Consider the following 12,800-nt stretch of genomic DNA (forward strand, 5'->3'; position numbering starts at 1 on the left):
ATAAACACACTCTACCGGGGATCTGCAGACTTACACTTCGAATTAATGATCTATTAGCTGGCGGCAGTTTCCTGAAAACGGTCAGGAGTGTAAATAGCCGGCTTCCCCTGCAAATAGGAAGCGCTGGGATCAATAATAAAGCGGGTATTTATCAACGTCCGGCCTATCAACATACGAAACAGCATGCTGTCCCTGTTAGTCAGCGTCATCTCGGTTCTGATATTGGTATCCCCCAGAATCAGCCGGGTTTCTATAACATAGCGACGCTGTTTATGCCCGCCCGAATCTGAAACCAGACGCCGATCCTTAACCGGCGCATGACATTCAATATAGCCATCGCTATGTTTCTGTTTGGGGTGAATGGCAAACATCACCCAGCGCTGGCCGCCTTTTCGATAGGGATCGATGGCGAAGGCATGCAGGGCGGATGAACGGGCGCCGGTATCGATTTTAGCCTTAATCTGATTAATATCAAATTCAGGCAAGGCAACCCATTCCCGCCAGCCTAATAGTGGTAATTGTGTCATGATTAAAGCCTTAATCCAGTAAACTTCTTGGCAAGAGTTTCATATCTCAACAGCTTTCCGGTCCTTGTAGAAAAATTTATTATGCTTGAATATACCGATTATATAAAAATTTTTATTGCCTTACTGGCTGTGGTTGATCCTTTAGGCAGCATGCCTATTATTGTCGCCCTAACTTCACGCTCCAAAGCATCAGAAATTAAATCAATCGAAAGAATAGTTGTGCTTTCGGTAACGACGATTCTTCTGGTCGCGCTTTTTTTTGGCGAAGCGCTTCTGGTTTTTTTTGGCATCAGCATTAACTCATTCCGGGTCAGCGGCGGCATTTTGCTGATGCTGATGGCGATTTCGATGTTGCAAGCCAAAATCAGTGAAACCGTACACACGAAAGAAGAAGGACTTGAAGGAGAAGGCAAACAATCCATTGCCGTGGTTCCGCTAGCCATGCCCTTACTGGCGGGCCCTGGAGCTATCAGCACGGTAATTTTATATGCAAATCGCGGATACGATATCAGCCATTACCTAATAATGAGTGCTGATATTATCGCTGTGGCAATTATCCTCTGGGTAACATTGCGCTGTATTCCGTGGTTGACCCGACATCTAAGCCAGACCGGTATTAATATATTTACCCGGCTGATGGGCTTGATTCTTTCCGCCCTGGCTGTCGAATTTATTGCCAGCGGTTTAAAAGGTTTGTTCCCTGTGTTAGCCAGTTAGTTATTGAGCATAAAGCGGGCAATGCAGAGGTACCGTAAAAGCAATGGCAAGGGATTTAGATTGGATTCCTGAACACTTCTCCCTTTCAGCTACTTAAAAGTCACCTCTGCAGACAGCCTGATTAAGCAAAAATACCTGTATTGATCAGGCTGCTTCTCTTGACCAAAAGCTTTTTGCCTCCTGTCTGCAAGGGCCCGACGAGTTTAGAAATAGACAACATTTTCAGTAAGTTAAAGTAGACCTATTTACTGAACCGGCCAACATTGAAGTATATAGCCAACAACATTCACTATTATTAGCGCAATTTTTATCTTTTTTTTGCTTATAGTTTTGACACAACCCCTTGGATCATGATAAAAATTACCCCGTTGTTTAAACAATACGACAACCAGCTCACAAGATGTATTTTTTGAGTTGCTCCTTTGAGGAGAGGGGAAACAAACTTATAACTATTATTAACTATAGAGGATTTTAAAATGGCTGAAGAAGCACAAGAAAAAGATAACACGTGGATAATTGTTGGAGTTGCTATCGCATCGATTATTCTTTTGGTTGTATTGTTAAAGAAAGATGAAACAAGGCATTTACAAAGCGGTGCTGTTCAACAACTTCAAAATGAAACATTTTCTAAAATAGAAAAAAGACATACCAGCAACGTTACTGGAACTGAAGGAAATTAATATACTTCCCCCCCGTAGTTTCATCGGGGGGGAGTTTTCCATGATAAGACCTCATTATTTCTTTTGGGTTTATCCTGATTCATGCCCGCTTTTAGAATCTTTTAATACCGGAATCGGCAGTTTCAGTGCGCCATTCTTTAGCTGCAATATATCCAAGGAATTGTCTTAATGACTGATATATTCCTTAAGAAATGAAAATTTCCGTTTTTTGATTAGAAATTTTTCCCGGTTCTAATCAATATCTTCAATACGGCAATAATTTTTTCGAATTAATAAAAATTCAATGCTTTCGGTTCAATGTCTTTGCTGTCTATAGACGAGTAAATTGCTCAACCGATTTATCCCTCGCCTTTATTCCGTTAAACAATGTCCCACTAACCAGTCGGGTCAATTTTCGCACTAAATCTCAATTTTTCACTTAAACTCAAGCCATTTGAAATTAATGCCTGAGCCATCTGCAACTTAAGTGGACAAGGGAGCCTGACGAAGGTAAATTTAGGTAGAGAGCCTTATCTTTCAGTTGATTTTCTGTAAAGAAGTTATCACGGCGGATGCAATTCATGAGCGGATAAGCCTCGGAGACAATTCCAGCGCCGCCACGGCGAATTATGTACTCAGCCTCTTCCCGACCGCTGGCCTTTGCCGCGGGCGCTGGAACTGATGCGATTTTTCGCATGAGCAAGATTTAATTTGGCATTGCTACTTCAGGTAGACAGCCGGAAATTAATGCGTCCCTGGAGAGATTGTGAAAATCTTCCTTCTCGATATCACTCGCTTTAAGGTGTACCGGTCAGTCAACGAAGCCGATGCACCCGGCTTTTTTATGCTCTTCACGCAAAGTAAATTTTTTAGAACCTGAACCTTGGAGGACTTATGTCAAAGAAAAAACTACCCGGCCATTATTTATTTCAGAAAAAGCAGCATGAGGAATTTATTGAGGCAGTGGAAGCCCTGGGTAAAATAGTCAAAAAACAGGGCCCACTGGATGCCAAAACGGCGCATCTTATTCAGCTTGCCGCCGCTATCGCCATACATTCGGAAGGCGCTGTTCACAGTCATGTAAGAAGAGCTCTCGAAAGCGGAGCGACGCCTGAAGAGATTTATCACGCCATTATCCTGCTCACGAATACCATCGGCTTTCCCACGGTTTCGGCAGCGGTGAGCTGGGCTCAGGACGTTTTGTCCAGGGAGTAAGTGTTTTTCTTTGATATTACAAAATATTTCTACCCAGAGATCATTGCTGGTACTGATCAGCAAGAATCTTCAGTCAAGTCGTAACAATAATTCTCTTCCCTCGCGCCGGCGTGGAGTGCCTGCCTGCTAGTTGGCAGGCCGGAACCTAAGTAGCCAGGGATGGCTTGCCTCACTCACCTCCTGTAGCCCCGATACTACCGGTACCCCTCTATCTGAAACGGATTTTTATTAATCCGAATGGCGGCGGACAGGCAGGATAGCCGGACGTGAAGCCATGCCGGAAACGGGGGTGTCTTCCCATAGCTGACGCTCCTGGCTATCCAGGATTTATATTGACCGTTCGAAAATTGGTTGTATAGTAAAATTCCTATATATTTGAAAGATACCTTGATCCGGTAATAAATTAGAAAACAGGCAGTGTGCTCAATAACAAACGGAAGCACCCAGGATGACCTTTAAGTTTGTTCGCTCCGCAAAAGAGTGCGTTAGCAACTTTTTCACTGAACGGCTGAGTCCGTGGCTTCAGGCCGGAGGCGGATAGCGGCAGCGGTTGATATCGCGTCCTTTCTGTTTGCGGCAGGAGTACCGGAACATTCGTTTGACTTATGCCTTGGCGTGTCGCGCGACGATACAGTGTCGAGACTGAATAGCGAGTTAGCTTAACCGGTCTTTACCCAACGGCGGCCACCACCAGTCAGTTAGGGCTGATTGGATAAAAATCGACCAAAAAAGTCCGCTTCGTCCAATGAATATCGGCCCGCTTAATACTAACTGATTTTTAATCGCACGCTGAAATAGTGGGCGAATCGTAAAACGGACAGGAGGAATTATGAATTTTAATAAACCAGACAAACTGCAAGATAGGGATATTTTGAAAGGATTAGTAGCGGGTGCGGTTGGCGGAATGGTTGCCTCGGTAGCGATGAATCAGTTTCAATCGATGTGGCAAAAATTGAAAGAAGGCCAAGAAAGAGCGCACGGCGCACAATCTATGCAACAGGGTTTGCCGCAACGCGGCGCGGGACGGATTTTACAGGAGAAAGGTAAAGACGACCCGGATGACGACGCAACCGAACGGCTTTCCAACTTTATTTCTGAAGAAGTTTTTGACCACGATTTGACGGAGGGAGAAAAGGATTTAGCCGGCACTGCGTTTCATTATGGATTTGGTTTAACAGTCGGTGGGGTTTACGGTATGGCGGCTGAACTTTTACCCGAAGTAGCCATCGGCGCGGGTTTGCCGTATGGCGCGTTAATCTGGGTAACGGCGGACGAAGGCGTTGTGCCTTTGCTCGGTCTTTCAAAATCGCCGTCGGAATTACCCTTTTCAAAACTCGCTTACAGTTTCAGTTCGCATCTGGTTTATGGCTTGACTGCTGAAATAGTGCGGAGGGCGTTACGCCGTAAACTATAAAAAGCGAAATAAAACTATTTCTGCACGAAGTTTCGATTGCCGTCAGTAGGGTCCATAGGTCGGTGGAAAAATATTTGCATCGCGGCGCTACCCAGATAAATGCAAGTTATCTCAAGTTGGGAAGCATGGTCGGGGCTGATCAAAGACATTCGGCTTTTTTTCTTACAACGTGGTTTTGCCAAGCAACATCTTTGCGCGAGAACTCTTGCATGGCGGCGCTCGCCGCCAATTTGGCGACGGCGAATGACGCGGCGCAGCTGGCATCTTCCGAAGCTCCTTCAAACAAATGGTTACGGGAAACATCGGTCATCTTGAAACTTAAATTGCTTTAAATGCGCTTGAAGAGGGGATTTGGACGAACTCGACTGTTCATTTATCGAAAATGCCGGAATTTCGTCTGTCCTTCGAGATACGGTTTGGCGAAGCGTGACGCATCGTGCTGATGCCGCCGCTGACGGCCATAAATCAGTCTCTCAAATACTCGACGATTTTTAATACGACTGATGTCGCCGTGATTACAAAAATGGAGTAGGCGGAAGCGGTTGAGTTTGATTGCAAGCCGCGCAATAAACCGGATGTGAAAGAAGCATTATTGGCGTAATCAGGCGCCGTGCAAAAACCTGAACCTCAGGATCGTGCTTACTTTAGTGTTAAACTTTTCAGCCATCCAAACCAAAAAATTACCGCCCTGGCCATCATGCCTGAATTACCTGAAGTTGAAACAACCCGGCGCGGCATCGCGCCCTATATTGAAGGGCAAACCATCAAACAGGTCATTATCCGCCAGCCGAAACTGCGCTGGCCTGTGCCTGAACTTCTCGGCCAGATTTTAACAGGCGCCAGCATTAGGTCGGTCTCTAGGCGGGCCAAATATCTATTATTCAATACTGACCGGGGTACGTTGCTGCTGCATTTGGGCATGTCGGGCAGCTTAAGGATTATGTCCCCCGCGCAAACTGCCGGTAAGCATGATCATATTGATTTTATTTTTGAAGACGATACCGTGCTGCGTTTTAATGATCAGCGGCGATTCGGGGCCGTGTTATGGACAACAGCGCCTGCATCAGACCATCAACTGCTCAAGGATTTAGGCCCCGAACCCTTATTAGCGGATTTTGACGGCGACCTGCTTTACTCGTTATCCAGACACCGGAAAATGCCGGTAAAGTCTTTTATTATGGATAGCCATATCGTTGTCGGGGTCGGCAATATTTATGCCAATGAAGCCTTGTTTATGGCCGGCATACAGCCGTCGCGTCAGGCTGGAAGAATTTCCCTGCAACGCTATCAAAAACTGGCTGACTCTATCCGTATCATTCTGGAGCATGCCATCCGGCAAGGCGGCACAACGCTGCGCAATTTTGTTAATGAAAAGGGGAAACCCGGCTATTTCAAGCAGCAGCTCAGTGTCTACGGCCGCGCCGGACTGCCCTGTATTTATTGCCGACAGCCCTTAACAGAAATAAGGCTGGCTAACCGCTCGACGGTATTCTGCAGTGATTGTCAGCGATAACTAATACCAATTCCAATAAGTTACTGTTTGAATCTCCTCAACCTAACCTTCTCCCGCTGGAGAAGGGATAGCATGTGTGAACTTATTGGAATGGGTATAAAATGCTTCAGGCGTACTCCAGCATGCCTTTATTCATTATAAAATTAATGACTTCATTCAACCCTTGCCCTGTTTTTAGATTAGTAAAGACAAAGGGGCGGTCGCCGCGCATTTTAAGGGAATCATTTTCCATCACTGCAAGCGAAGCGCCGACATAAGGAGCCAGGTCAATTTTATTGATGACCAGTAAATCCGATTTGGTAATGCCGGGCCCGCCTTTACGCGGAATTTTTTCACCGGCGGCGACATCGATGACATAAATCGTTAAATCGGCCAATTCGGGGCTAAACGATGCGCTCAAATTATCGCCGCCGCTCTCGATTAGCACAAAATCAAGATCGCCGAATTTTTCTATCATTTTTTCCACGGCCACCAGATTCATAGAAGCGTCTTCCCGGATTGCCGTATGCGCACAGCCGCCGGTTTCCACGCCTATAATATGGTCTTCCGGCAAGGCATTACTGCGGCACAGGAACTTGGCGTCTTCCTGGGTATAAATATCATTAGTCACCACGGCAATATTAAAGCGGCCGCGCAACTGCTTGCACAAGACATCCAGCAAGGCTGTTTTTCCCGAGCCCACAGGTCCTCCGACTCCGATTCTGAGCACATCACGATTTTTTTTCATAATTCTTCTCACGAGCGAAATAATCTTGAATATTGGGTTTCATGCCGGCTGCTGGCGATAGCCAGCAGCGGCAGTGAACCGCCGATTTCATGGTCTTGCAGCCGGACTATTTTTTCTATGTAGGCAGGAATGGGTTTGGCCAGTTCAAATAACATGCGTTGTCCCGCACGCTGTCCCAACGGCATCAACTTCATGGCGGTCAACACTTGATTTTCCAGCCTTCCCCAAAGATAGCCGCTTAACATCATATCTATGGATAAGCGCCATTCGACCGCCGCAAGGCTGTAGGGCGCTGCAAAAGAACATTCCGCCATGCCCCAGCGCCGCGTCCAGTCAATTTCAAGCCCTTCCAGAACTTTACCCAGCGCCATGCCCAGATGCTGGTCTTCTGCTTGTAACTCCCTGGTTTCGCGGCAGGCTAAAATAAAATCGTTCCAATATCGTACTGACTTTAAATTTCCCGCTTGCCAGCCTTCATGCATTCTTACCAGAATGGGGCCGTCCAATTTAGCCGTTGCCTGCCTGAGGCTAGCCGAAATCCATCGCTGCACGGTTATTTCATCCGTCACCAGGCCATCTTCAACCGCCCATTCCAGTCCCTGGGAATAACTGTATGCGCCCACCGGCAGGGAAGGGCTTGCCAGCTGAAGCAAACGCAATAACGGCAATATTGGGTTAATGGTCATGACTGTGGCTTTGATGATGGCCGCCGTGATTATGGGAATGATAGGCGCCGGATTCCGGTTCAAAAGGCGCCAGCTCATGCTTAACCTTCAAACCAAAGGCGGCTATCATGTCATTGAGCACATGATCATGCTGATAACGCACAAAATTTTCCCCTATTTGCACAGGGATATGACGATTGCCCAGATGATAGCAGGCTTTCATAAGCAGCAACGGATCGCTGGAATAAGCAGTAGAGGTGGATTCCGCAGCGGCTTTGACTAAAATGACGCGGCCGTCTTCGGCAAGCAAACAATCGCCGCCGCGCAGCAATGTTCCGCGAGGCAAAAAAAGACCCGCTTCTTCGCCATTATCCAGCATGACGCGTAACCGGCTTTTTTGTCTGCTTTCGAAAGGCAATGTCAAAGATGCCGCAGGTTTTTTAGTAGGCCATGTTCTTTCATTAATGTTAATCATGGACTGTTCCCGTAAGAATATGCCGTGTTGTTTAAATATTTTTAGGAGCGGCTTTTAAAACAGAAAATACCGTTGCGCCAGGGGTAATACCGACATAGGCTCACAAATCAGTAACTGGCCGTCTGCCCGCACTTCATAGGTTTGCGGATCCACTTCAATTTTTGGCAGATAAGTGTTATGAATCAAATCCGCCTTGCCGATAGTGCGGGTATTAAAGACGGGACTGATCATGTTGCTTAGCTTCAGCAAATCCGCCACGCCGTTATCGTAAGCCGCTTTGGAAAGAAAGGTTATGCAGCTGGCCGAACGCGCCTTGCCGAAAGCTGCAAACATGGGCCGGTAATGAACCGGCTGCGGCGTTGGAATGGAGGCGTTGGGATCTCCCATAGGCGCAGCAGCAATAAAACCGGCTTTAATAATTAAACTGGGCTTGGCCCCAAAAAAAGCCGGTTTCCATAAGACCAGATCGGCCAGTTTACCGACTTCAATCGAGCCTACCTGAGCGCTGATGCCATGCGTGATCGCCGGATTGATCGTATATTTCGCGATATAACGTTTAACCCTGAAATTATCATTCCGGGAGGTATCTTCCTTTAAACTGCCGCGCTGCACTTTCATTTTGTGCGCGGTTTGCCAGGTCCGGCAAATCACTTCGCCCACTCTGCCCATCGCCTGCGAATCCGATGCAATCATCGAGAAAGCGCCCAAATCATGCAGAATATCTTCCGCAGCAATGGTTCCCCGGCGAATCCTGCTTTCGGCAAAAGCCACGTCTTCGGCGATTTTAGGATCCAAATGATGGCAAACCATCAGCATATCCAGATGCTCGTCTATGGTGTTGACGGTAAAAGGCCGCATCGGATTGGTCGAAGACGGCAGTATATTGGCCTCGCCGCAGGCCTTTATGATGTCCGGCGAATGACCGCCGCCCGCCCCTTCGGTATGATAAGTATGTATGGCCCGTCCTTTCATAGCCGCCAGGGTGTCTTCGACAAAACCGGACTCATTCAAGGTATCGGTAGGAATGGCGACCTGCACGTCATAGTGATCGGCCACATTCAGGCAGTTGTCGATGGCGGCAGGCGTCGTTCCCCAGTCCTCATGCAGTTTCAAACCGATTGCCCCGGCTTTAACCTGCTCTTCAAGCGCCAGCGGCAAACTGGCATTGCCTTTACCTAGAAAGCCCAGGTTCATCGGAAAGGAATCGGCCGCCTGCAGCATACGCTGGATATTCCAAACGCCGGGAGTGCAGGTTGTCGCATTGGTTCCCGTTGCAGGGCCTGTACCGCCCCCTAACATGGTTGTCACGCCCGACATCAAGGCTTCTTCAATCTGTTGAGGACAAACGAAATGGATATGCGAGCCCACGCCGCCGGCCGTGACTATCTGCCCTTCTCCCGCGATAACTTCCGTACCGGGCCCGATAATAATGGTTACATTGGCCTGGGTATCGGGATTGCCCGCTTTGCCGATAGCGGCAATGCGCCCATCCTTGATGCCGATGTCGGCTTTGACGATCCCCCAGTTATCGACAATCAGCGCATTGCTAATGACGGTGTCGACAGATTCGCCGCAGCCGCATTGGCTTTGACCCATACCGTCGCGTATCACCTTGCCGCCGCCAAATTTGACCTCGTCACCGTAAACCGTATGGTCCGCTTCAACTTCAATAATAAGGCCGGTATCGGCCAATCGCAGCCTGTCGCCCGTGGTAGGCCCATACATTTCAGCGTAACCGCGGCGATCCAGACGGCTCATGGCAATGCTCCCATTACTTTCTGGTTAAACCCGTAGATTTCCCGCTTTCCGGCAAAACTTACCAGCGTCACCTTACGCGCCTGGCCCGGTTCAAAACGGGCGGCTGTGCCTGCCGGAATATCCAGGCGGAAGCCTTTGGCGGCTTCGCGGTCAAACAGCAATGCGGAATTGACTTCATAAAAATGGTAATGCGAGCCTATCTGCACAGGCCGGTCTCCGCTGTTGGAGACGCTCAGCTCAAGCACATCGCGCCCCTGATTCAGTTCAATATCCCCGTCCTCGGGAAATAATTCGCCTGGAATCATTACTCTCTCCTACACAATGGGGTTATGAACGGTCACCAATTTGGTGCCGTCGGGAAAAGTAGCTTCGACCTGCACATCATGAATCATTTCGGCACTGCCTTCCATGACCTCATCGCGCGTCAGCAAGGTGCGGCCGTAATTCATTAATTCCGCCACACTGCGCCCATCGCGCGCGCCTTCCACAATAGCCGCGCTGATGAAGGCGACCGCTTCCGGATAATTCAGTTTTACGCCTCGGGCTTTGCGCCGCTCGGCCACCACAGCAGCGGTAAAAAGCATAAGCTTGTCTTTTTCTCGGGGTGTTAATTCCATATCTGTTTAGAGGTAATTTAAGAAATATTCAATGGCTTAATTCTACTTTGTAGATGACATGATGACTATTCTCCAAGATCGTCATTCCGGCATGGAGTCACTCCGGGCTATCCTTCCCGGAATTCACACTACAGGGACGTATTGAGCTTACCATCCCTGGCACTGGATACCCGCTTCCCGGCGGGTATGACGAGCTTACGCATAATCTGACAAAGTAGAATTAACGCACGATAATTTAATGGTGGTGCATCGCCGTGGTAAATCCGCGTCAGGTCGCCCAGATCCTGGGCTTGCAGGCGCGGCGATTATTAAACCCGGGCCTGAGCGCTTCCCATATTAATGTGAATACTTTCCGTACCGGTTCGGCCTGTTCTCCCAGCATTCGGCCTACCAATACGCCATTGATTAATGTGGCGCCAAAAAAACGATATTGATCAGCAATGGCGCAGGCTTTTTCCAATTCGGCCCGGCCGGCCGGATAGGCGAGTAATGAAGCCATTAAGGCGTGTCCGCCCAGGCCGCAAAGCGAATCAAGCATGGCGCTCTCCACGGTGATTTGTTCAATCAGCCGTGGCTTGCCGTTGCTGTATATTCCAATCGTTATCTGCGCGGCGTCGGCGGAAAAAATTTCATCACAGGCCGGACGTCCGAAGCTGACCATTTCCCAGCCAAAAAAACGGGCATTTTCCGCCAATTCTATCCGCAATGAACTTGCAACCTTTGCGCCCTTGAATAACAGGGTTTCCTGCGGCAACCATTCAAGCACGGCATTGCCGGCTACTTTTAAAAGCACATCCTGATAAGCTGTTTTACCATTGCTGCGATAAAATTTAGCCGCTGAGGGCGTCGTGATTAATACTTCAGAATCTTCCCGGCAGTCAATTTTAATTTCCAGTTCATCCCCGCCAATCACGCCGCCTGGAGGATGAATCAGATACACATGGCAAACCGGACCTTCAGGGTAAAAAGGACGCTGAACCAGCAACGGGCCATAATGGCTGCGATCGGTTAAATAGGTTGTTGCTTGCCGGTTTTCAAATCCCAAGGATAGTTTAGCGTGCCACGCATTAAATTTTTGTTCCTTATCTGATAAAACAGTTAGCGATGACGGAACCGGCATTGATTTAACCGGCCGCTAAAAAATATAAGCCGCTACTCAAACAAGTCAATGAAAATAGGTAATTAGCGCGTTTACCTGTACTTAGGCCCAAGAGGATGCCGCTCATACAAATCATTAAACTCATCAGCAATAATGCAGAAAAATAGCTAATGACAGGGGCGCCTTGCGGAATTTCCGCAGCATGCGCATAGCCATGGAAAACGGCAAAAAATGCTGTAGCAGAAAAAAATAATCCTGAAAGTTGTTTCTGATTGACGCTGGCCAGCAAGCCAAACACCATTACCGATACAGTAATAAGTAGTTCAATAAAAGGGATGTGTACAGCATAAGAACGCATCAGTGCTCCGGCTGACATCAGCGCCAGAAATATGCCTGGAAACAAAATGATGGCTTTACCGCCCTGTTTAGCTGCACAAATCCCAACTGCTATCAAGACCAGTAAATGATCGGCTCCGGTTAAAGGATGCAATAAGCCGCTCAAAAAACCATTATCACTCATTTCTCCGGAATGCGCATAGAGTGCGGGTGACGCTAAACACAAGACCATACTTGACCAATATTTAAAACGCATAGTTGTACCTCTCAAAGTAAATATTTTTGTAATTATCCAGCACATCTGTAAATAAGTCGGCGGAATCAGGCTCGTGTGCGCTCAATAGTTAGCTGTTTACTATAAATGCTAAAGCTCCCAGGCGAATTACACTGTTAAATAGCGCTGGACAACATCCTCATTAAGCGCTTCTATTTTTCCGGCTGCGACTATCCGGCCTTTTTCCATAATGCTGAAACTGTCGGTCACTCGCCTGGCGAAATGCAGTTTTTGCTCAACCAAAAGCACAGTCAGGCCATGCTCTTTATTCAGGCGGATAATAATATCGCCGATTTCCTTGACGATATTAGGCTGAATGCCTTCCGTGGGTTCATCAAGAATTAACAGGGTCGGTTCAATAACCAGCGCCCGCCCTATCGCCAGCTGCTGCTGCTGGCCGCCCGACAAGTCTCCGCCGCGCCGGTGCAGCATCTGTTTCAGCACCGGAAAAAATTTAAATACCCGCTCGGGTATTTCCTTTAAGCCATCCTTGCGGGCGCTCAAACCGGTTTTCAAATTTTCTTCAACGGTCAGCAGGGAAAAAATTTCCCGCCCCTGCGGAACAAACCCGACGCCTATGGACGCGCGCGCTTCCGCCGGAAGTTTTGTTATATCCTGCCAGTTCAGCAATATGGAGCCCGATGCCGACGGCAGAAGTCCCATCAGGCATTGCAGCAGCGTCGTTTTACCGACGCCGTTGCGGCCCATCAGACAAACGCATGCGCCTTCGGGAATATCCAGGCTGATGTCCCATAGGGTATGGCTTTGTTTATAAAACTGGTTTAACCCCTGTATTTTAAGCAT

At 48.1% G+C, this 12,800-nt stretch carries 16 protein-coding genes; 5 read left to right on the forward strand and 11 right to left on the reverse strand.

Going from position 1 to position 12,800, the window contains the following annotated elements:
• Positions 1-53 precede the first annotated feature (53 nt).
• Entirely contained in the window at positions 54-527 is a 474-nt protein-coding gene (locus HUX64_RS05025) for an ATP-dependent zinc protease family protein (protein ID WP_174625145.1), read from the reverse strand.
• Between the two features lie 81 nt (positions 528-608).
• On the opposite strand from HUX64_RS05025, the gene HUX64_RS05030 reads away from it, so the two are divergent.
• The 4 genes from HUX64_RS05030 (at position 609) to HUX64_RS05045 (ending at position 4,532) form a co-directional block, all read left to right on the forward strand.
• Complete coding sequence (locus HUX64_RS05030) at positions 609-1,244, forward strand: YchE family NAAT transporter (RefSeq protein WP_174625146.1); 636 nt, start codon at positions 609-611, stop codon at positions 1,242-1,244.
• Between the two features lie 476 nt (positions 1,245-1,720).
• The gene (locus HUX64_RS05035; protein WP_174625147.1) at positions 1,721-1,924 is read left to right on the forward strand and encodes a hypothetical protein; all 204 of its coding nucleotides are present in this window, start codon (positions 1,721-1,723) and stop codon (positions 1,922-1,924) included.
• A gap of 873 nt (positions 1,925-2,797) precedes the next feature.
• Complete coding sequence (locus HUX64_RS05040) at positions 2,798-3,118, forward strand: carboxymuconolactone decarboxylase family protein (RefSeq protein ID WP_174625148.1); 321 nt, start codon at positions 2,798-2,800, stop codon at positions 3,116-3,118.
• Positions 3,119-3,947: 829 nt separating this feature from the next.
• A complete protein-coding gene (locus tag HUX64_RS05045) occupies positions 3,948-4,532 on the forward strand; it encodes a DUF1440 domain-containing protein (RefSeq protein WP_174625149.1) in 585 nt (194 codons plus the stop codon).
• Between the two features lie 139 nt (positions 4,533-4,671).
• Here HUX64_RS05045 and HUX64_RS05050 read toward each other — a convergent pair whose 3' ends face one another.
• Positions 4,672-4,842 (reverse strand): hypothetical protein, encoded by a 171-nt coding sequence (locus HUX64_RS05050; RefSeq protein ID WP_174625150.1) that lies wholly within the window; start codon positions 4,840-4,842, stop codon positions 4,672-4,674.
• Positions 4,843-5,229: 387 nt separating this feature from the next.
• On the opposite strand from HUX64_RS05050, the gene mutM reads away from it, so the two are divergent.
• A complete protein-coding gene (gene mutM / locus HUX64_RS05055; RefSeq protein ID WP_174625256.1) occupies positions 5,230-6,045 on the forward strand; it encodes a bifunctional DNA-formamidopyrimidine glycosylase/DNA-(apurinic or apyrimidinic site) lyase in 816 nt (271 codons plus the stop codon).
• A gap of 106 nt (positions 6,046-6,151) precedes the next feature.
• On the opposite strand, the gene ureG is transcribed toward mutM, so the two are convergent.
• The 9 genes from ureG to urtE all read right to left on the reverse strand — a co-directional run bounded on the left by ureG (position 6,152) and on the right by urtE (position 12,800).
• Positions 6,152-6,772, reverse strand: a complete 621-nt coding sequence (gene ureG / locus HUX64_RS05060; protein WP_174625151.1) for an urease accessory protein UreG — start codon at positions 6,770-6,772, stop codon at positions 6,152-6,154.
• 8 nt (positions 6,773-6,780) lie between these two features.
• Positions 6,781-7,458, reverse strand: coding sequence for an urease accessory protein UreF (locus HUX64_RS05065; RefSeq protein WP_246246907.1), 678 nt, complete (start codon positions 7,456-7,458; stop codon positions 6,781-6,783).
• Positions 7,448-7,912, reverse strand: a complete 465-nt coding sequence (ureE, locus tag HUX64_RS05070) for an urease accessory protein UreE (RefSeq protein WP_174625152.1) — start codon at positions 7,910-7,912, stop codon at positions 7,448-7,450. Before ureE ends, HUX64_RS05065 begins: the two co-directional genes overlap by 11 nt.
• Before the next feature lie 54 nt (positions 7,913-7,966).
• The gene (ureC, locus tag HUX64_RS05075) at positions 7,967-9,670 is read right to left on the reverse strand and encodes an urease subunit alpha (RefSeq protein WP_174625153.1); all 1,704 of its coding nucleotides are present in this window, start codon (positions 9,668-9,670) and stop codon (positions 7,967-7,969) included.
• Positions 9,667-9,975 carry an urease subunit beta gene (locus HUX64_RS05080; RefSeq protein WP_174625154.1) on the reverse strand — a complete coding sequence of 103 codons (309 nt, stop codon included), beginning with the start codon at positions 9,973-9,975 and terminating at the stop codon, positions 9,667-9,669. The genes ureC and HUX64_RS05080 overlap by 4 nt, the downstream gene beginning before the upstream one ends.
• 9 nt (positions 9,976-9,984) lie before the next feature.
• A complete protein-coding gene (ureA, locus tag HUX64_RS05085) occupies positions 9,985-10,287 on the reverse strand; it encodes an urease subunit gamma (protein WP_174625155.1) in 303 nt (100 codons plus the stop codon).
• A 268-nt stretch (positions 10,288-10,555) separates the two neighbouring features.
• On the reverse strand, positions 10,556-11,407 hold the full coding sequence (locus HUX64_RS05090; protein WP_174625156.1) for an urease accessory protein UreD: 852 nt from the start codon (positions 11,405-11,407) through the stop codon (positions 10,556-10,558).
• 4 nt (positions 11,408-11,411) lie between these two features.
• Complete coding sequence (locus tag HUX64_RS05095; protein WP_174625157.1) at positions 11,412-11,978, reverse strand: HupE/UreJ family protein; 567 nt, start codon at positions 11,976-11,978, stop codon at positions 11,412-11,414.
• A 126-nt stretch (positions 11,979-12,104) separates the two neighbouring features.
• A complete protein-coding gene (gene urtE, locus HUX64_RS05100; RefSeq protein ID WP_174625158.1) occupies positions 12,105-12,800 on the reverse strand; it encodes an urea ABC transporter ATP-binding subunit UrtE in 696 nt (231 codons plus the stop codon).

Source organism: Candidatus Methylobacter favarea, from assembly GCF_902806695.1.
Taxonomy (GTDB): Bacteria; Pseudomonadota; Gammaproteobacteria; order Methylococcales; family Methylomonadaceae; genus Methylobacter_B; species Methylobacter_B favarea.

Coding starts and splice junctions, on each gene's coding strand:
- HUX64_RS05065 (WP_246246907.1), bottom strand. CDS start 7,458: ATGACCATTAACCCAATATTGCCGTTATTGCGTTTGCTTCAGCTGGCA.
- HUX64_RS05080 (WP_174625154.1), bottom strand. CDS start 9,975: ATGATTCCAGGCGAATTATTTCCCGAGGACGGGGATATTGAACTGAAT.
- urtE (WP_174625158.1), bottom strand. CDS start 12,800: ATGCTTAAAATACAGGGGTTAAACCAGTTTTATAAACAAAGCCATACC.
- HUX64_RS05045 (WP_174625149.1), top strand. CDS start 3,948: ATGAATTTTAATAAACCAGACAAACTGCAAGATAGGGATATTTTGAAA.
- HUX64_RS05040 (WP_174625148.1), top strand. CDS start 2,798: ATGTCAAAGAAAAAACTACCCGGCCATTATTTATTTCAGAAAAAGCAG.
- HUX64_RS05090 (WP_174625156.1), bottom strand. CDS start 11,407: ATGCCGGTTCCGTCATCGCTAACTGTTTTATCAGATAAGGAACAAAAA.
- ureE (WP_174625152.1), bottom strand. CDS start 7,912: ATGATTAACATTAATGAAAGAACATGGCCTACTAAAAAACCTGCGGCA.
- HUX64_RS05050 (WP_174625150.1), bottom strand. CDS start 4,842: ATGACCGATGTTTCCCGTAACCATTTGTTTGAAGGAGCTTCGGAAGAT.
- HUX64_RS05025 (WP_174625145.1), bottom strand. CDS start 527: ATGACACAATTACCACTATTAGGCTGGCGGGAATGGGTTGCCTTGCCT.
- ureA (WP_174625155.1), bottom strand. CDS start 10,287: ATGGAATTAACACCCCGAGAAAAAGACAAGCTTATGCTTTTTACCGCT.
- HUX64_RS05035 (WP_174625147.1), top strand. CDS start 1,721: ATGGCTGAAGAAGCACAAGAAAAAGATAACACGTGGATAATTGTTGGA.
- ureG (WP_174625151.1), bottom strand. CDS start 6,772: ATGAAAAAAAATCGTGATGTGCTCAGAATCGGAGTCGGAGGACCTGTG.
- HUX64_RS05095 (WP_174625157.1), bottom strand. CDS start 11,978: ATGCGTTTTAAATATTGGTCAAGTATGGTCTTGTGTTTAGCGTCACCC.
- HUX64_RS05030 (WP_174625146.1), top strand. CDS start 609: ATGCTTGAATATACCGATTATATAAAAATTTTTATTGCCTTACTGGCT.
- ureC (WP_174625153.1), bottom strand. CDS start 9,670: ATGAGCCGTCTGGATCGCCGCGGTTACGCTGAAATGTATGGGCCTACC.
- mutM (WP_174625256.1), top strand. CDS start 5,230: ATGCCTGAATTACCTGAAGTTGAAACAACCCGGCGCGGCATCGCGCCC.